This window comes from Treponema socranskii subsp. buccale, from assembly GCF_024181585.1.
GTDB classification, from domain to species: domain Bacteria; phylum Spirochaetota; class Spirochaetia; order Treponematales; family Treponemataceae; genus Treponema_D; species Treponema_D buccale.
Genome location: NZ_CP054258.1, coordinates 1878847 through 1896864, shown reverse-complemented (window position 1 = coordinate 1896864; position 18018 = coordinate 1878847). Strand labels below are relative to the sequence as shown.

The following is an 18018-nucleotide window of genomic DNA, read 5'->3' as shown; positions in this document are numbered from 1 at the left end:
GTCGTATGGTCGTAATGAACTTGGAACTTAATAATCTGTTCGGGTTTCAGGACTTTAAAGTCAATTTTTCTTATCCCAAAAAATTAGTAAAATCTACCGTCGAAAACGAATATTTGGAAACAAAGCCGAATTTTCGTTACAAAAAAGTTAATATTCTCATGGGTGCAAATGCTTCCGGAAAAACATCGCTGGGTAAGGCTCTCGCGAATATTTTTTATTTTCTCAAAAGGAAAGACATAAGCTCTTTTGACGATACTTTTTTAGATGAAAAAACCGAAGCATACTTTTCCATCGATTTTTTAACCGGTGCCGATGCTTTATACAGAGCTGTCTGTACGTTTTCACCCGGTAAGATACTGTCGCTTGATATTTTTTCTTCCGAAATAACAGTCACCGATTCGTATGAAACATGTGTAAAGAGACTGAAGAAAGTATCCGGAAAAGAGGATAATGAAAAGTTAGCCGGCTTGCCTCAAAGCGGATGGGGCTGGTTGTGCACGTTCCCGAGAGATGAAAAAAGTTCATCCTTACTCAAAGATGATACGGATATATTGAATTTAAATATCTTAAATGCGGTTTTGCAGACGCTTGATACTTCCATTACGGAGGTTTTGCAGAGTACCGAAGTCGAAAACAGCTATATTATCAAAAGCAAAAACGGCGATCTCTTTGTGCAAAACGGAGAAGTCGTTGATAAAAACTTTTTATCAAGCGGAACAAAAGCCGGTTTGGATATAGCCTTTCTTATCAGCGCGTTATACGGAGATACGCACGGTTTTTATTATTGTGATGAACAATTTTCATTTATACAAAGCGATATCGAACAATCCATTTTAAGTTTGATGATTTCGTTATTGAAGCCTAAAACACAGTTATTTTTTACGACGCATAATGTAGATATTTTGGATATGAATCTGCCGATACATTCATTTATGTTTTTAAGAAAGGATGAAAAGATAGAGGTTGTTCATCCTGAAGAAAAAATAAAGAAGAATGATATATCCTTGAGAAATGTTGTAAAAAATGATGTACTGAATATTTCTCCGGATATAAATAAAATTCTTTCAATCGAATATCTTACAGCAGAGAGATAAGTATGGCGCTCGATACCGTGTATTTTTATTTGGTCGAAGGGCAAACGGAAGAAAAAGCCGTAAAGATATTAAAAGAAAAATATATTGCATCGGGGAAAGTGATAATCTTACATCAGCGGAAAATAAATAATACCCTTCTGCGGATTATGCCTGCGCATTCAAAAAGCGTTATAGTGTTTGATACGGACAGTCCTGATACGGTGCATACGCTTGATACAAATATCGATATGCTTACACAAGAGAACATAGAAGCGGTTTTGATTCCCCAAGTAAACAATTTTGAAGATGAAATCGTATACGCCACTTCAGTAAAAAATATAAAAGAGCTTTTACACAGTAAATCAAACAGCGATTTTAAAAGCGATTTTTTAAAAGAAAAGCATTGCTTGAAAAAACTGGAGGATAAAGCATTTGATATACATAGATTTTGGTCAAGAACGGCCGATAAAAGTTCTCCTTTCGGTAAATACGAAAACAATTCAAGTAAAATTAAAATAAAGTAATTTAAGACTTTCAATAACACATTCAAATCGGTGAAACACCGGTGAAGCCGCCCGGTGATATTGTTGCCCATGCGGGGAATACAGGTAACTCTACAGCAACGCACTTGCATTTGGAAATGATACAGTGCGATTTAGAGATGGGAGATAAAGCGAGGGAACGAGTTCTCGATATGGAATATAATCGATTACATGAAAAGGATGGCGGAGAAAAAAATACGGATACTGCGAAGCTGGTTTTTAAAGGCGGAAAAGATTATTATTTTAAGGGAGATGACGGAAGTGATAATTGGAAACACTATCGCTTAAATCCGTTAACGGGGAAAAAATGATGAAAAAGATTTTTGTATTGTTATGCATGGTGCTGTATAATCTGTATTGCTTTGCAGCGGACTACAGAGTTATTAAAGACAGTAAATTATACGACGGGAATTATTATTATCGAGGGAATATAAAAAAAGGAACGCTCGTTCAATTATGGGATACTTTTATTTCAGATGGTACTAATTTAAGCGGTAATATCGTCGATTTTGACTATTGTTGCACTATAAATTGGTATGGCGAAAAACGCTTAATCGACTTGGAAGCGATTGTACCAGCCGAAACGAAAGATTTGTTTGACCCGGATATAGTAACAACCAGTTTAAGAAAGAATGGAAAATATTGGACGTATGTAGAAGACTGCGATGTACTTTTTTCTCGTGATAGGAAGACGTACTATGAAAAGAATAAAGCGGCGATAGATTATTATGAACAGAAGGTACGAGGAAGCTATGACGGTCCTTGGTATGAAGGTGGAGTTCCTTTACGTACTTCAGGAATTTATAATGTTGCATTAATTTTATGCAAGGAATGGCGAGTTAGCCTATTTGTTAAGAATATAGAAAAGACGAAAAAAGGGTATAAAATTGTTGCAGAAATATCGAATACGGAAGTTGAAGAATATGAACATGACTATAAATTTTTAAAAGAAACATTTATTGTAGGTTCTGATATCACATTAATATTACACATTGATGGAGATTATTTGTCGTTTTATACAGAGACAAATCATTTGGTTGTTACTTGTGTGTTGGTCGACGATGTATTCAAAAAACAATATAGACAATTAATTGCAAATAATACCTGCGACCTCTCCCGCGTCACCTGGCCGCGCCATGCCGACGGTTCTTGCGACTACGAAACGATAAACAAGCTACAGCAGGGTAAACGCTGCCGCGCTTCCGACAACTTGCGGCTTCGCTCAAGCGGCAGTACGGCAGGCAAGCCCGTCGTAACGATCGGCAAGGGCACGCAGGTAAAAGTGCTTGCCGTCGGAGCAGAGCAAACCATCGACGGCATTACAAGCAATTGGGTGCAAGTGGAAGTACAGGCAGGCGCAAAAGACAGGGACGGGAAAGCTATAGCTGCAGGGACAAGGGGCTGGTGCTTTGGAGGGTATTTGAAGTAGATGCTCTTTATGTTGCGTATTATCTGAATAATGCCGGAGTGTTTGAGTTCAATCCGTATGAAGGTGTCCCCGTGCGCTTACGACATCCTATCTCGGAAGCTGAAAGAAAAAAAGTAAAAGATAAAGAACATCTGGCTCAAACGACGGTAGAAATTACATATAATCCCGGCTTTGTACCGGCAGTACCTTCGGATACGAATTCAAGCAAGGATAATAAGTTTTTGAGCAACTGTTCTTGCAATGGGATGGACTTTGCGGCAGTCAATTTTTGTTATCATTGTGCTTCATACGAAGATATTGTGGGCGTTCCGCATAGCGGTGTAGATTTTCCCGGAACAGATGACGGGAAAAATAAACATGCACCGATCATTGCATTGGTTTACGGTCGGATATGGGCGTGTACAACGGGTAACGGGAAGATAAAAGAAAGCGATCCAGACGGGGGGTACGGACGTGTCATGATAATAAAAGGAGATAACGATAAACTATATTTACTGGCGCACTTGCATGATTTTGCCGGACGAACAGCGGGAGAGTACGTGTCGCCCGGCGATATTGTTGCCCATGCGGGGAATACAGGTAACTCTACAGCAACGCACTTGCATTTGGAAATGATACAGTGCGATTTAGAGATGGATATGAGAATGGATATGCCGAAAGTGTTAGATACTAATTATAACCGATTACATGAAAAGGACGGAGGAGAAAAAGGAAGCGAGAGGGCTTTTTTGAAGTTTACTTTTAGAAAGAAAAATAAAAATAGTTATTTTGTTGCTGAGGAGTCGTGGAAAGACTATCGCTTAAATCCGTTAACGGGGGAAAAATGATGAAAAGATTATTTTGTTTAGTAAATTTATTGTTCAGTATTTTTTATAATTTATGTGCCGTTGACTTCAAAATAACGGAAAAGACAAAGATTTATGATTGGGTTAACGAAGTTTTTTATGATATTGAAAAGGGAACACTGGTGCAACCTAAATCATATTTCGTTTATGATAAAAATCAGGTCCTTTCTAAAGAAATGAATGTGGAAAATGCATATGTAATTGAATACAAAGGGCATGAATATGCTATAGATTTCAACTGTATAATACCAGCCGCAACGAAAGATTTGTTTGACCCGGATATAGTAACAACCAGTTTAAGAAAGAATGGAAAATATTGGACGTATGTAGAAGACTGCGATGTACTTTTTTCTCGTGATAGGAAGACGTACTATGAAAAGAATAAAGCGGCGATAGAGCATTATGAACAGGAGGTACGAGGAAGCTATGACGGTCCTTGGTATGAAAACGTAACAATAAGTCCCTCAGCTATTTATAACGTATCCATTACTTTAAATAACGATTCAAGAGTAATGCTGCTTGTAAAAAACATACATAAAACAACCAACGGATACAAGGTTTTGACGGAGGTATTAAAATTTGATTCGTTTGAATATGACGCAAGTTATAAGTTTATAAAGGAAACGTTTATTCCTAAAGCGGAAATTACTTTAAAGATAGTAAGAGATGGAGAGTATCTGCATTTTTATACCGAAGACGGCAGGACGATTATTTCATGTGCTTTGGTAGATGAAGAGTTTGCTACGCAATATGAAAATCTAATCCAAACGAATAAATGCGACCTCTCCCGCGTCACTTGGCCGCGTCACGCCGACGGCTCTTGCGACTATGAAACGGCGGTGCGGCTGCAATCCGGTAAGCGCTACCGTGCATCGGACAACCTGCGGCTTCGTTCAAGCGGCAGTACGGCCGGCAAGCCCGTCGTAACGATCGGCAAGGGCACGCAGGTAAAAGTGCTTGGCATAGGCGCGGAGCAAATCATCGACGGCATTACAAGCAATTGGGTGCAGGTAGAAGTGCAGGCGGGTGCAAAAGACAGGGACGGAAAAGCTATTGCCGTTGGAACAACGGGCTGGTGCTTTGGGGGGTATTTGCAGTAGATGCTCTGTGTTTTGCGTACCATTTGGATAAAGCCGGAGTATTTGAGTTCAATCCATATGAAAAACATACTTTTTCATACGGTTGGAAATATTTAAAACAGGATGGGGCGACAATGGTTTCTCGAGAGCAGGAAGTGTTACAACAGTAGATAATACCCGTGTTGTTGCCGCGCGTCAGGCGAGAATAGATGTACAAGCCAACATTCACGCGTATGATGAATTATTGCCAATTGAATATATTGTCAGATTTACAACTAAAAAAGCGGTTTCTAAAACAGGCGGAGATGCTGTAGAATCGAGAATCGGACTTTTCCAAATCGGAAAACAAAAATCATCATTCAGAACTGATAATTTGTTTGGTTCTATTGATATAACGGCTATACATTAATTGGCGGTGATTATGGAATGTTTTAATATTGGAACTATATACAATGATTTTCGGTATCCGAAATTGTTTATAAAAGTATTGGAATTGAATTTAGTTGATTTTGACTCTTGGTATTTTATGTCGACAGAACAAGTTATGATACGAATCAATGGCTTAATAAAAAGATACCCAAAAAGGAAATTGATACCATTTGCGAGACGCGACGATAACGATGATATTGCTTGTTTTGAAGTAGGCAAAGGACAAAGGATTCAGATTATACATGATTTTGCTTCAGAAGGGTATGAACAACGAAGTGAATATAATAGTTTTGGAGAATGGATGAAAGTTATCGTTGATGAATTGATTAGGAATGAAGAAAAATGAATTATACAGAACTCAGTAAAGAAATATCATATGCTCTGCGCCATGTACCTTGTGAATATGAATTAGAAATGGATGAAGATGGTTGGGTAGAGGTAGAACAATTATTAGAATCCTTGAGAGAAAATGAACGGTGGAAAAATTTGCAACTGACTGATTTAGAAAAAATGATTGAGAAATCCGAAAAAAAGAGACATGAACTAATAGATGGAAGAATTCGGGCATTTTATGGACACTCATTTCCAATGCATATAAAAAAGGAAAAAGAAATTCCGCCGGGAGAGTTGTTTCATGGAACCGCACGAAGATTTCTTAGCAGAATTGAAAAAAATGGATTATTACCGATGCATAGACAATATGTCCATCTTTCAGTCGATATTGAAACTGCAATTCAAGTAGGAAAAAGGCATGATGATGAACCGGTTATTCTTCGTATAGATGCTATAAAAGCATGGAATGAAAATACTGCGTTTTATCGAGGAAATGAAAAAGTCTGGTTAGCGGATTGTATCCCCATGAAATATATTGAAAAGATTTAACCTAGAACCGCATAACATCTAAATATTAATCATGGAGGGAAATAAAATGTTAATTGCAAAATACGGAAACGGAACACTCGGACAAGTTGAAGAATTTGAAAAAAAATACAATATTTCTTTTGATGAAGAATACCGAGATTTTCTAATAAGAATATATTAGTCGATTTGGAAAGACTAGTGATATATGGGAACCGGGAGTTAGGTATTAATACAGAAACTGGAATAGTGTACCATGCAAGAATGATATATTAACGGGAGAAATAAATATGATTTTCAGCGTAACAAACACGAAAATTTCTTATACCAGAAGTATCGAAAGTATGGGGGAAGGATTAGTTTTATTTAAAATAAAAGCTATCGATAAACATTTTGGATTAAACTATCATTATTTTTTTGAAGATAAGAAAAAGCCTCCGCTTGATTTAGCTATTAACCCAATAAATGGAGCAGTAGAGTATGTGAGTTTTTTTGCACAGGATGAGCGATTAACTTCAAAAACGAAGAATATAAACTTATGTATTTTTGAAACTCAAATATTTTTTGATACTTCGAATTTTACTGAAGCATGTTCAACTGTATCTAGATTTAATGAATTTGAACTACAAAAAGATGAACTTGGTAATATATGGGTACTTCAAAAACATTTAATGAATGATATGAAAGCATATAAAATAACAGAGAAAAATTTTTTACTATTTGATTTTCAGAATGAATTTGCCGGTATACTACTGAAAAATATTTCTGCATTTGAATATAAAGAATTGCAGACCTCGAAATGTATAGAATGAGTGACCACGGTATACTTTCCTGTTCAGTTAGTTATAACAGGGATAATAACGGTAGGACTTGCGATAGCAACAGGCGGCACGAGTATAGCAACAGAACTTGAGGTTGCAATGGCAGCTGCGAGTATTGTATTAAGCGCAGCGAGTACAGTCGGTTCGATACGCGGAGTATTGACAGCTGACGAGCTTGTGGAAGCGGCGTTAGCATACGTCTACAGAGCATTGTATGACGGTCATTTTTGACGAAAGAAAGAATGGCTTTATTAGCCTCTTTGCGCTTGCGTGCTTATAAGCCCGCAAGTGCAAAGTTTTTTTTCGCGCGTCCGTTATCTCACGTCGTTTTCGTCAAGCCCGTACTGTTCGTTTTCATCGTTCAGTCCTGCGGGTTCCACGTGTACCATGATGTCGTACACGTCGGGGATGGCGCATCGGACGGCGCTTTCCACTTGACAGGCGATTTCGTGAGCTGCCGACACGCTCATATCGGCCGCCACTTCTATATCCAAATCGATATCCCAATGCGAAGCGATTTTTCTGATCCGCGCTCGGTGCGGATGCGACACTCCTTTTACGGAAGATGCGGCGTCGAAAAGGCGCTTGTATATTTCGCGGTCGGTGTTTCCGTCCATGAGTTCGGTATTCATATCCGAAAAGATCGCTATCGCATTTTTAATAACCCATGCGCTTACGAGGAGGGCGGTAACGGGATCGAGTGAAGGGCAGCGGAAAAACCGCGCAGCTCCTATGCCTAAAAGCACACCCGAAGACATGACGATATCGCTTTTCATATTCTGTGCGTTCGCTTTGATTATGGCGCTGCCGCTTTTTTTACCGAGCGTATACTGCGTTACGGCGAGTATCGCTTTTCCCGTAATCGATACTGCGGCTGCAGCGAGTGCCGCAGGGCTCACTTCGTTTTTGTACGAGTGCCCGATAAGAGAGCCTATGGACGAAATGGCGAGCTGCGTGCCGGCAAAAAAGATGACGAAAGACAGCGCCATCGTCGCCGTCGTTTCCGCCCTGCCGTGTCCCCACGGATGTTCTCTGTCGCCCGGCCGCGAAACGATAGTGCTTACGACGAGCGTCATGAGCGCGATTGCGACGTCGGTGAGCGAATCGATGCCGTCGCCCATAACCGCAAGGCTTCCCGAAACTTTCGAAAGAAAAATCTTTACGCATGCGAGCGCAAGATTTCCGAAAAGCGCAATATATCCCGCCCGCCGCATGAGCGCGGTATGTCTTTCATCTCTGTCCGCCGTGTTTAATTCCATAGCGAATAATTTTAACAAATAGTATGCGGCTCTACAAGCGCGACGACAACGTGTGTCGGCAGTGTGCGGAATAAAATCGATGAACGAAAGTGAGGGCGACGCGGCGATCGGTATCGGCATGAAAGCGTAACCGTACCGTATTGACGGAAAAGGGGAAGCGCCTTATTATTTCCCTACAATGATAAAGATTGCAATGATAACGGGCGCCTCGAGCGGACTCGGAAGCATCTATGCGAAGCTCATAGACGGACGGAAAGATATCGATGAGATTTGGCTCATCGCGCGGCGAGAAGACAAATTGTTTGAGCTCTCTTCGTCTCTCGAACATCGGACGAATATTCTTCCGCTCGATTTGACAAAGCCTGTAAGTATCGACAGACTGGAAAGCGCTCTCAAAGCGAAAGCGGAGCGCTCGTCATTGTACGATCTCTCATCCGCAGACGAAAAAAAAGACGAGAGCGGCATAACGGTCGCTTTTCTCGTAAACTGCGCGGGCGTCGGCAAAATCGGCAATTACTGCGATATAGAGCGAGATGACAACGAGCGCATGATTGCGCTTAACTGTACGGCATTCGTCAATGCGGCGAATACCGTTTTACCGTATATGAAGAGGGGCGCAAGAATTATCAATATTTCGAGTACGTCCGCGTTTCAGCCGTTTCAGCACCTCGCCGTGTATGCGGCAACGAAAGCGTTCGTGTTGAGCTGGTCGCGTGCGCTTCACTGGGAGCTCTTTACGCGCGGCATCCGCGTGACGGCGGTGTGTCCCTATTGGATGAAAAAAACGGAATTTATTAAAAACGCGGAGTCGAGCGGTATTCCTCTTTCTCACTCCGTCCGTAATTTTCATTTCGGCGACGATCCTGCATTCGCTGCGCGCCTTTCGCTTTGGGGAAGCGCTTTAAACTTACCTGTCGTAACGACCGGAGTCGTGAGTACGCTGCACCGCCTTATTGCAAAGATTATACCGCGAGGGATCATGCAGGCGCTGTGGGAACTTTGGCGGCTCTTGTAAAAGCGGCCGCCTCGACATTCGTGCCGTTAAAAGTCGAAATTATCGGGATCCTGTTTTGTGATGCCCGTATCCAAATCGCTTATCTTTTCCATTTCGTCTTCGGTGAGACTGAAATCGAAGATGTCCGCATTTTCTTTGATGCGTTTCGGATCGACGGATTTCGGAATCGTAATGATACCGTTTTGATAATCCCAGCGGAGCGTTACCTGCGCTGCGCTTTTTTTGTACGCTTTGGCAATTTCAGCGATCGTTCTGCTTTCAAGCACGATGCCGCGGCCGAGCGGACTCCACGCTTCGGGGATAATCGAATGTGAAGTGCAGTAGTCGCGGAGACTTTCGCGGGTCAAAAACGGATGGCATTCGAATTGATCGACTGCCGGAATGACGTTGGAGACGGCGGCGAGTTCTTCGAGATGGTGCTCCAAAAAATTGCTTACGCCGATCGCCCGCACTTTTCCCGACGCGAGGAAGTCTTCCATGTATTTCCACGTGTCGATAAATTTACCCGGCACCGGCCAGTGAATCAAATACAAATCGATATAATCGAGTTTGAGCTTGTTGAGGCTTTCGTGGAACGCATCTTCCTGTCGATTGTCTCTCTGATCCTGATTCCACATCTTTGTCGTTACAAAAACTTCTTCGCGCGGCACGCCGCTTTCGCGGATCGCTTTGCCGACTTGCGTTTCGTTATTGTAAAAGACCGCCGTGTCGATGAGACGATAACCGCATTCGAGAGCCGTCCGTACCGCTCGAATCGTCGCGTCTCCCGCTTTGTAAACGCCGAGTCCGAACTTCGGCATGAGGATGCCGTTGTTAAGCGTAATTCTTTCGTCAAGTCCCATACGAAACCTCCGTTATTAAAAACTGCGACAGCATATTCAGTATAATAAAATAACGGAAAAAAATACATCGCTTGAAAGACGGTAAACGGGCAAAATAATAATTGCAATACCGTTTCGATTTTATGTGCGGTGCAGTTGTCCGCGGGAAAGATCGCCCTTTGCGTATGGACGAGAAAAACGTTATACTCGTTCCATGCAATTTTCAAACCTTTTTGTCATCCTCTATTGTGTCGGAACTTTTCTTTCGTTTTTATTACATAATTTTATTGAGCGAGCCCAATACGTGTTTCGAAAAAAATACGGACGCGACATACCTCCGGAACTCGCGCCGTATATTACGTTGGCCGATGCGGAAAAAACGTGTGCATATAAAGATGCGTGCTATCGCCTTTGGGTTTTCGAATACGGTACATCGACGGCGCTCGGCGCGGTTTTGCTGCTTTCGGGCTTTTATCCGCACGTTTTCCGTGCGCTTAAGTCCGTATCCGACAATCCGTATGCGCTGACGCTCATCTTCGCGCTTACGGTATCGATTCCGTCCGCCGTCTTATCGCTCCCGTTCGAATGGTATGAAGAGTTTGTCATCGAAAAGCGTTTCGGTTTTTCTTCGATGACGCTTCGGCTTTGGATCGCGGATAAGCTCAAATCGATCGCCTTAGCCCTCATCGTGTCGGTGCTTTTACTTTCGGCGATGACGGCGATCTTCGAACACGTGAGCGCATGGCCCTTCGTGCTCGCAAGCGTTTACGTTGCGTTTTCGCTTCTCATGTCGTTTATCTATCCGCGCCTCATCGCTCCTCTTTTTAATAAATTTACTCCTCTCGGAGAGGGTGCGCTCAAGTCGCGTATCTCCGATTTTATGGAGCGCACGGGATTCAAATCGAGCGGAGTTTTTATCATGGATGCGTCGAAGCGCAGCAAACACTCGAACGCGTATTTTACGGGTTTCGGAAAAACCAAGCGCGTCGTGCTTTACGATACGCTCGTCGAACAGCTTTCGGTCGATGAAGTCGGCGCCGTCCTCGCGCACGAACTCGGCCACTATAAAAAACATCACATCGTAAAGCGTTTTGCCGTGACGATTCCGCTTGTGTACATCGTCCTCTTCGTCGCCGCCCGCCTCACTTCATGCGAAGCGCTTTACAGCGGATTCGGCTTTTCGTATGATGCGGCGCTTCCGTACATGAAATTCATCGCGCTCTTTTTGTTGTCGGAAGTTTTCGGCGCCTACGGCATCTTTGTTCGGCTTGTTTCCAATTTCTTTTCGCGAAAAGACGAATACGAAGCCGACGCGTACGCAAAGAAATTGTGCGGGTCCGGGAAACCGCTTTCGTCGGCGCTGATCGCATTGAATCGGGAAAACAACGGCGAAGTGCGGACGGCGAAAATCTACAGCGCGTTTACGTATTCGCACCCGACGCTGCTCGAACGCCTTCGCGCGCTGGAGTAGGAGCGCTTTTAACAATATATGCCCGCGCGTGCAAAAAAAAATCCTGCCCGATGAAGGCAGGATTTTACCGGATTAACGGATTTTATTTCTTTTTGGGTTTCTCTTTATGTTCGACCAGTTCCGCACGATACAGTTGTACGTTCGTGCCGAGCTTTTCATTGAGCATTTTTTGTGCCGCATCGAATTCATCGATGTGTTTTACCTGTGTCGGGCGCAAATCATAACCTTCGAGAGTGTAGACAAAAGTACCGAGGTATACATAGCGCGCTTCAGGAGGAAACGAAACATCTTTGCCGACCGGAAGCTGCAGCAACGAAAGGTAATCTTGGCTGAATAATTTTACGACAAATTGTTGCAGGTAGAATTGTTTTCGTACTTCGCTTGAACTCAATATCGTTTGAGAAAACTGGCCGAGCTCTCCTCTCATGGGGAGAAGCGGAACATTATTCGGAGCAATTTCGAAATACACATATCCGTAGCGCGGACCGATTGCTCTGTTATTTACGGCATCGAATCCTATGGCGTAAAAATCCATATCGAGATTATTTGTGATTGCGACGCGGCATATAAAAGCGACTTTACTGCTGTCAACCTTTTTCCATTTGCTGAATTCTTCAGGATCTTCCGCGAATACGGCCGCACAGAGGCATAGCGATATTACAATCGTTAATAATTTTTTATTTTTCATTTTTTATCTCCTCCAGCCGTGCGTTGAGAAGCGGTTCCCAGTCGGTGTCTTTATAATATCGCAGTGCGTGTTCAATCGCTTTTTGTTCGCAGACGCGCAGATCCGGTATGTTACATTCTTCCTCGTACGTCTCTCTTATTTTTTTATCGTTCTTATACGTGCGGCAGATATATCGCTCGTCACCGTCAAACAGATTTTCAAAATCTCCGACATAGTAGATACCCGGTTTCGAGGGAACCGTAAAATCGTAAGCGTGCGTTCCGAATCCTTGTATGCCGTTGACAAAGTAATCGATGCGGTATCTGCTCATAAATATGCGTTGAAAATAGAGACGATATTTTCCGCCCGGAACGGCGGGTTTGAAGAAAAAATAATTTTTGCCGAGATATTCCAAATGCTGCGCGGGCTTTGTCGTATCGATTTGAATATATCGGGCGATTTCGGGCGTCGGCATGGAAAATATGCCTTTTTTAAATGTATTGCAGCTTCCGTATACCAGCACGGAATTTTCGGGCGTATATGTTTCGCAGATTTTTTTGAGCTTTGACTGCTTTGTCGGCATAAAAGTCGAGTTGTATATCTCGTCGCGGTTTTGTCCGTCGGCGACAGCGACTGTCACTTCCTTTTGCCCGCCCAGCGAAAACAACGTAAAGCATCCAGTCAACATCATTGTCGCTGTAATGAGCGCAATGATTCCGATTGCTTTTCTCATCGAATAACCTCCTTAATACAAACGTATATGTATCGCGTCCTTTCGAACTATCAAAGAACGCTTATTCCCTGGTAGCCAGTTTTATGCCGGCAAATATAGTCATATTGTGCGCGTGTTCGACACTGCCTCCGAAGAATTCCGAATAGATCGAGTGCATATACTGAATGCCTGCCATGGGAGCGAACCAATCGGTTATGCGGTACGACGCATAGGCACCGCCTCCGATACCGAAATAAAAGCGAGCGCTGGATTCATCAATTGACTTCATCACAAAATTTGTAAACCCGGGTCTCACTTCCGCAAAGGGAGCGACGATGAATTTATTGAATGCGAGCGGTACTTGGAAACGGAGCGCAGCGCCGACGGTTGTCATCGATTTCGCTTCCTTGTATTTTTCTTCGTTATATTTATTCCTTATGGCGACATTGTTCACTTTTTCGGTTTGGATAAAGGGACCGCCGCCGAAATAGGTGTTCATAAACAAAACCGAAAGATTGAAGCCCGGCGTCTGCGATTCGAACGGAATGAGCACACCGCCTGAAATATTGATAAGATAGGGATCATCGATTTCAAGGCCGGTTACGCTGCTTGCGCCGGATCTTTTTTTCGCTTTCTTTTTCGACGATGTTTGAGCTTTCGCTTCACCGAATTCGGAAAGTCTCCAAACGCCCTGTTCTTCCGTCCACAGAGACGGGATCGCGTCCTTACCCTGAGGCGTAAAGGAAACTTTCATGCCGTTCGTCGATTCTTCGGCTGCGCTTGCTTCGGTCGTAAGTGCGCCGTCATCTCCTTGAAATGTTTTCCACACTTTGTATGCGAGCGCGTAGCGCAAGCCTTCGATCGGATCATAGGCGAATATTTCGACGATGACGGAGCGGACGCTCGAAGGCGCGGTTGCAAGTACATCGAGAAAATCGTCACCGCCGGCTTTTGAGACCATTTCGTTTGAAATGTATTTTCCGAGCGAAAAGAAAAGTTCGTTTTTATCTGCGGTCGATTTTACGAACTGTTTTACACGTTCGTCGATATTTTGTTTTTTCTCTCCGGCGATATTCCTTTGTATAAAAGATTTGATGATCGCCGCGGGAATTGAAAAGTTCGTCGATTCACGGTACGTCGCTTTCCACGTATTGATTCCGATAACCGAATATCCCGCTTCGGATTTTGAATCGGCCGTCAAAAGCGGACCGCCCGAGTTTCCCGCATCGACTTGCGCCGAATGCTGGATGAGCGTCGAAATGTCGGGGGAAAGAAGTTCTTTGATTTTCGCCCGCGCATTCGTTACCGTGCCCTTGCCGAGCTGCCACATCGGATCGCTTCCCAATCCGGGGAAACCCGCCGACCACACTTCATCTCCGTCACGGACGGAGACATTGCTCAGCGTCAAACCTTTTCGCGTGTACGAATCGGGCAGGGCGACGAGTGCGATATCGATGTCTTCATCGACCGCGATGATTTTAAGTTCTTTGTAACTCGAATCGGAACCGTCTTCGTTTTCAAATTCCACGTTGACCGTTTCCGCCTCTTTGACCACGTGGCGGTTCGTGACGACATAGGGCTTGCCGTTCGATGCGTAAAATACGAAACCTGAACCGAACGATCCCTTTAAATACGCGTCGATATTTTTTGCATACGAAGCGTATCCGCGGTTTTCAAGTCTGTCGCGGTAATCTTTTAAAAAGGTGACCGTATCTTTCGGCAAATTGCTGCGCACGATGCAGACATAATTCCGAAGCGGTGCCGCAAAAACTGCTGTGACTGAAAAGCACAGGACCAAAACGCCGTAAAGGCATTTTTTAATAAAATTGCTAATCTCCATGATGGTGAATTATACTCGAATGAAAGCGGATAGGCAATATCGCCTGTCGTATATTGCCTATCGTACATCAAGAGGCTTGCAAGAGGCGGCGGAACCGTATTTTCCGGAAACAGCGTGTACTGTAAAAGACCGGCGGCGCTTCCGGCGTACGCCTTACCGTTTACCCGCTTAAAATTCTTTGTGCAGCCGCGGAAGCTCCCGGATCCACACGTCCGCCATATACGCGTAGCCCGAAGCGTTCGGGTGAATGCCGTCTTCGCACATGAGCGAGCGATAATCATTTGCTTTGAGGAGCGCCATGCGCATATCGACAAATTGGACACCGTGAGTGAAGGCGTATTTTTCGATCGAAAGCGAATAGAGTTCGTGAGTTCTGTACAATCTGAATATATCGCCGTCGAGAAATCTGTCGATATTTTGTTTGTTTTGTCCCGATGTGATCGTCTTATACCAGTTGTCGATAACGAGCGGCGGCATCGTCATCAAAAGCGGGGTGATCTTATGCGCGCGGAGCGTTTCGACCGCTTCGTCGAGCATACGCAAAAAGTCCGGGAGCGGGTTTCGAGGTTTGTGCGGAGAAGCGGGATTTTCGCTTATCGGTGTCCAATCGTAATCGCAGTCGTTGCCGCCGCTTTCGACGATGCCGACATCGCAGCGTAAGCCCCGTTCCATATCGCGCTTGAGCGTACGAAGCGCTTTATTGATGACGTTGCCGAACACGCTTTTATTGATAAGCATAAACTTGAGTTCTTTTTGAGCGAGGGCGAGACTGTTTTCTTCTTCAAGGACGTCGAAGCGGCTTTCGCTGTAGCCGGTGACCGCTCCTTTTAATATCGAATCCCCCCAGACGGCTATCGTGTGTATTCCGTTTTCCATAAATATGCCTCTCGTTTTGTTACGCTACACGCATGCACTTTGCGCGCGCAAGATATATCCGCTATATGCCGAGCATCGCTTTGGTGATGCCGAAGTAAATCAAAAGCCCCGTGATGTCGACGATCGTCGTGAGTGCAGGGCTTGCGATGAGGGCGGGGTCGATTTTGACTGCGGCCGAGGCAAGCGGGAGCGCCGCACCGATGATGGTCGCGGAGATGACCTGCACTGCGAGCGCAATCGCTATAGCCGTGCCTATCTGTACGAGGGTGAGGGTGGCGGGGATCGTCGTACCGCCGCTCATAAGATTGACGCGCAAAAATGCGATCGCTCCGAGCACGAGACCGAGCATGAGCGAAATGCGGAGCTCTTTCCATACGACGCGCAGTATATCGTGTTTGTCGATTTCTTTCAGCGCGAGCGCCCGAACGATAACCGTCGCGGCTTGGCTTCCGGTATTGCCTCCCATATCGGTGAGCATGGGCATGTAAAACGTGAGCAGCATGAGATGCGCGATCGTATTCTGATAGGTCTGCAGTACGGCGCCCGAAAAAAAATCGAATATCGCGAGTACGACGAGCCAGATGACGCGCCGTGAAAAATGCGCCCACGCGGACGTGTTCAAGTACGACGTTTCCTGATGTTTTCCGGTGATCGCCATAAAGCGTTCCATATCTTCCGTACGCTCTTCTTCGACGACGTCCATCGCATCGTCGTGCGTGATGATGCCGATGAGGAGCCCTGAGCTGTCGACGACGGGGAGGACAAGGAGACCGTATTTCGTTATCGTAAACGACGCTTCTTCCCGATCGGCGTCCGCAGTGATTTCCGCAGCCGGCTCTTTTTTTATGGAAGCGAGGCTTGCCGCAGGTTTTGCGAGGATCAAATCGGTGAGCGTTACGTAGCCGCACAGTTTTCTTTCTTCGGTGAGCACGAATATGACCGATACCGCTTCCCTTTGCGCGCCCTCGAGCCGTATGCGGTTGATCGCTTCCTGCACCGTAAACGATTCGGGAAAGGCGACGTAATCGGTCGTCATCACCGAACCTGCCGTTCCTTCGGGATAGGACGAAAGCTTTTTGATTTCGTCGCGTTCTTTTTGCGCGAGGAGCGGGAGCACTTCGTCGAGCCTGTCTTCCGAAATCGATTTTGCGAGGTCGGTGCGTTCGTCGGGCGGCAGTATTTTGAGCAGCCGTGTGAGCTCTCCGTCGCTCAAAAGTTCGGCGGTTTCGGATTGGAGCGTGTCGGGAAGTTCACGGAAAATGTCGATCGCCGTACGCGGATCGAGCTTTTTGAACAGATGATATATCTCTTCCGGCTCCAATCCTTCGATGAGTTCGGCGTCTTCCGTCGGATGATGAGTATTCAAAAAACGTGCGACATCGGCATATCGTTCTTCTTTGACGAGGGTTTCGATATCGGGCGAAAGCAATTCCGTCTGCATGTGCGGCCTCCAAAAATGTGACGAGCGGTTTGCGCGCGTATTGGTTTATGGACGCATTATAGCATAAAACGTATAAAAAGAAAAATATTGTACGATAGAAAATATCGGGACTTCCGCCGTTATCCGAAACTTTTTATGTGTTGCAGACTGCCTCGTAAACTCCGAAATCGCAATATCTTAGCGATATATATATTTAGTGAAGTATTATCAAGATAACCGCACCGAAAATCGTATTCCTAAAAAATAGCGTATAACATAAAAAATCGGCTGCACTCCCGGCAGCAGCCCTGCCGTTTGCGCGGGCAACTTCGCGCTTCGCGCTCGTTGCAAGTGCCGCGGCAGACCGTAATCGGAATCGGACTGAGCAATCTCTTTTTACAAAGAGATTGCTTGCCATTCCTTATAGTACGGCATTGCAGAAAATGTCAATTTTCGAAAATGCCGTACTCGTGTGCGAAAGCACACACGTATAAACTCGGTCTGAGCGGCTCGGCGGCAGTTCCGCTGCCTCGCGTTCCGCCTTTTTTATGTAAGTATGCGCTTCTTTTCTAAGTATCCATTTCCGGTGCGGTTATCCCGGAGGTCGATAAAAAGCATCGGCTGAAATAGCGCCTCCGCTAAAGTCCGGAGCCGAAAAACGCCGAAGCGTTTTTCTTTTATGGGAGACACTCGCGATTTCTGTGCATTGCTCGAAATCGCAGCGTTCTTATCTCGAGTTTGCGTTGCAAACTCGACTATTGAACGTGTGCGCCGCTTGAAACTTCGCGCTTACGCGCTCGTTGCGAGGCGCGCGCACAGAAAAAACTTTTTCGGAAGTTGCAACTTGCTTGAAGCTTCGCT

The 18018-nt window shown here is 44.7% G+C and carries 20 protein-coding genes; 13 read left to right on the top strand and 7 right to left on the bottom strand.

Annotated elements, in window-relative coordinates; all coding sequences use genetic code 11:
- Positions 1 to 5 precede the first annotated feature (5 nt).
- The 11 genes from HRI97_RS08645 to HRI97_RS08600 all read left to right on the top strand — a co-directional run bounded on the left by HRI97_RS08645 (position 6) and on the right by HRI97_RS08600 (position 7067).
- Positions 6 to 1094, top strand: a complete 1089-nt coding sequence (locus HRI97_RS08645) for an AAA family ATPase (protein ID WP_253725070.1) — start codon at positions 6 to 8, stop codon at positions 1092 to 1094.
- A gap of 2 nt (positions 1095 to 1096) precedes the next feature.
- A complete protein-coding gene (locus HRI97_RS08640; protein ID WP_253725069.1) occupies positions 1097 to 1597 on the top strand; it encodes a hypothetical protein in 501 nt (166 codons plus the stop codon).
- A gap of 41 nt (positions 1598 to 1638) precedes the next feature.
- Entirely contained in the window at positions 1639 to 1926 is a 288-nt protein-coding gene (locus HRI97_RS08635; protein WP_253725068.1) for a M23 family metallopeptidase, read from the top strand.
- Positions 1923 to 3044: an SH3 domain-containing protein gene (locus HRI97_RS08630; RefSeq protein ID WP_253725067.1), complete on the top strand. Its 1122-nt coding sequence runs from the start codon at positions 1923 to 1925 to the stop codon at positions 3042 to 3044. The genes HRI97_RS08635 and HRI97_RS08630 overlap by 4 nt, the downstream gene beginning before the upstream one ends.
- Positions 3020 to 3871, top strand: a complete 852-nt coding sequence (locus tag HRI97_RS08625; RefSeq protein WP_253725066.1) for a M23 family metallopeptidase — start codon at positions 3020 to 3022, stop codon at positions 3869 to 3871. Before HRI97_RS08630 ends, HRI97_RS08625 begins: the two co-directional genes overlap by 25 nt.
- The gene (locus tag HRI97_RS08620; RefSeq protein ID WP_253725065.1) at positions 3868 to 4989 is read left to right on the top strand and encodes an SH3 domain-containing protein; all 1122 of its coding nucleotides are present in this window, start codon (positions 3868 to 3870) and stop codon (positions 4987 to 4989) included. Before HRI97_RS08625 ends, HRI97_RS08620 begins: the two co-directional genes overlap by 4 nt.
- An 82-nt stretch (positions 4990 to 5071) precedes the next feature.
- A complete protein-coding gene (locus tag HRI97_RS08615; protein ID WP_253725064.1) occupies positions 5072 to 5377 on the top strand; it encodes a hypothetical protein in 306 nt (101 codons plus the stop codon).
- A 12-nt stretch (positions 5378 to 5389) separates the two neighbouring features.
- On the top strand, positions 5390 to 5743 hold the full coding sequence (locus tag HRI97_RS08610; RefSeq protein WP_253725063.1) for a hypothetical protein: 354 nt from the start codon (positions 5390 to 5392) through the stop codon (positions 5741 to 5743).
- The gene (locus tag HRI97_RS08605) at positions 5740 to 6279 is read left to right on the top strand and encodes an RNA 2'-phosphotransferase (RefSeq protein ID WP_253725062.1); all 540 of its coding nucleotides are present in this window, start codon (positions 5740 to 5742) and stop codon (positions 6277 to 6279) included. The genes HRI97_RS08610 and HRI97_RS08605 overlap by 4 nt, the downstream gene beginning before the upstream one ends.
- Before the next feature lie 31 nt (positions 6280 to 6310).
- Positions 6311 to 6439 carry a hypothetical protein gene (locus HRI97_RS12575; protein WP_301338883.1) on the top strand — a complete coding sequence of 43 codons (129 nt, stop codon included), beginning with the start codon at positions 6311 to 6313 and terminating at the stop codon, positions 6437 to 6439.
- A gap of 106 nt (positions 6440 to 6545) precedes the next feature.
- Positions 6546 to 7067, top strand: coding sequence for a hypothetical protein (locus HRI97_RS08600; protein WP_253725061.1), 522 nt, complete (start codon positions 6546 to 6548; stop codon positions 7065 to 7067).
- Positions 7068 to 7390: 323 nt separating this feature from the next.
- Here the strand turns inward: HRI97_RS08600 and HRI97_RS08595 are convergent, their stop codons facing one another.
- A complete protein-coding gene (locus HRI97_RS08595) occupies positions 7391 to 8335 on the bottom strand; it encodes a cation diffusion facilitator family transporter (RefSeq protein WP_253725060.1) in 945 nt (314 codons plus the stop codon).
- Positions 8336 to 8513: 178 nt separating this feature from the next.
- Here HRI97_RS08595 and HRI97_RS08590 point away from each other — a divergent pair, with 178 nt between their 5' ends.
- Positions 8514 to 9350, top strand: a complete 837-nt coding sequence (locus HRI97_RS08590; protein WP_253725059.1) for an SDR family NAD(P)-dependent oxidoreductase — start codon at positions 8514 to 8516, stop codon at positions 9348 to 9350.
- Between the two features lie 26 nt (positions 9351 to 9376).
- On the opposite strand, the gene HRI97_RS08585 is transcribed toward HRI97_RS08590, so the two are convergent.
- The gene (locus tag HRI97_RS08585; RefSeq protein ID WP_253725058.1) at positions 9377 to 10192 is read right to left on the bottom strand and encodes an aldo/keto reductase; all 816 of its coding nucleotides are present in this window, start codon (positions 10190 to 10192) and stop codon (positions 9377 to 9379) included.
- A gap of 193 nt (positions 10193 to 10385) precedes the next feature.
- Between HRI97_RS08585 and HRI97_RS08580 the strand changes: the two genes are divergently transcribed.
- Positions 10386 to 11642, top strand: a complete 1257-nt coding sequence (locus tag HRI97_RS08580) for a M48 family metallopeptidase (RefSeq protein ID WP_253725057.1) — start codon at positions 10386 to 10388, stop codon at positions 11640 to 11642.
- A gap of 82 nt (positions 11643 to 11724) precedes the next feature.
- Here the strand turns inward: HRI97_RS08580 and HRI97_RS08575 are convergent, their stop codons facing one another.
- From HRI97_RS08575 to mgtE, 5 genes are all read right to left on the bottom strand, one after another.
- Entirely contained in the window at positions 11725 to 12330 is a 606-nt protein-coding gene (locus HRI97_RS08575) for a hypothetical protein (protein ID WP_253725056.1), read from the bottom strand.
- The gene (locus HRI97_RS08570; RefSeq protein ID WP_253725055.1) at positions 12320 to 13042 is read right to left on the bottom strand and encodes a hypothetical protein; all 723 of its coding nucleotides are present in this window, start codon (positions 13040 to 13042) and stop codon (positions 12320 to 12322) included. The genes HRI97_RS08575 and HRI97_RS08570 overlap by 11 nt, the downstream gene beginning before the upstream one ends.
- 61 nt (positions 13043 to 13103) lie before the next feature.
- Positions 13104 to 14861, bottom strand: coding sequence for a S1 family peptidase (locus HRI97_RS08565; RefSeq protein ID WP_253725054.1), 1758 nt, complete (start codon positions 14859 to 14861; stop codon positions 13104 to 13106).
- A 168-nt stretch (positions 14862 to 15029) separates the two neighbouring features.
- Positions 15030 to 15737, bottom strand: coding sequence for an SGNH/GDSL hydrolase family protein (locus HRI97_RS08560; protein ID WP_253725053.1), 708 nt, complete (start codon positions 15735 to 15737; stop codon positions 15030 to 15032).
- Positions 15738 to 15798: 61 nt separating this feature from the next.
- Complete coding sequence (mgtE, locus tag HRI97_RS08555) at positions 15799 to 17178, bottom strand: magnesium transporter (protein ID WP_253725052.1); 1380 nt, start codon at positions 17176 to 17178, stop codon at positions 15799 to 15801.
- Between the last annotated feature and the right edge of the window lie 840 nt (positions 17179 to 18018).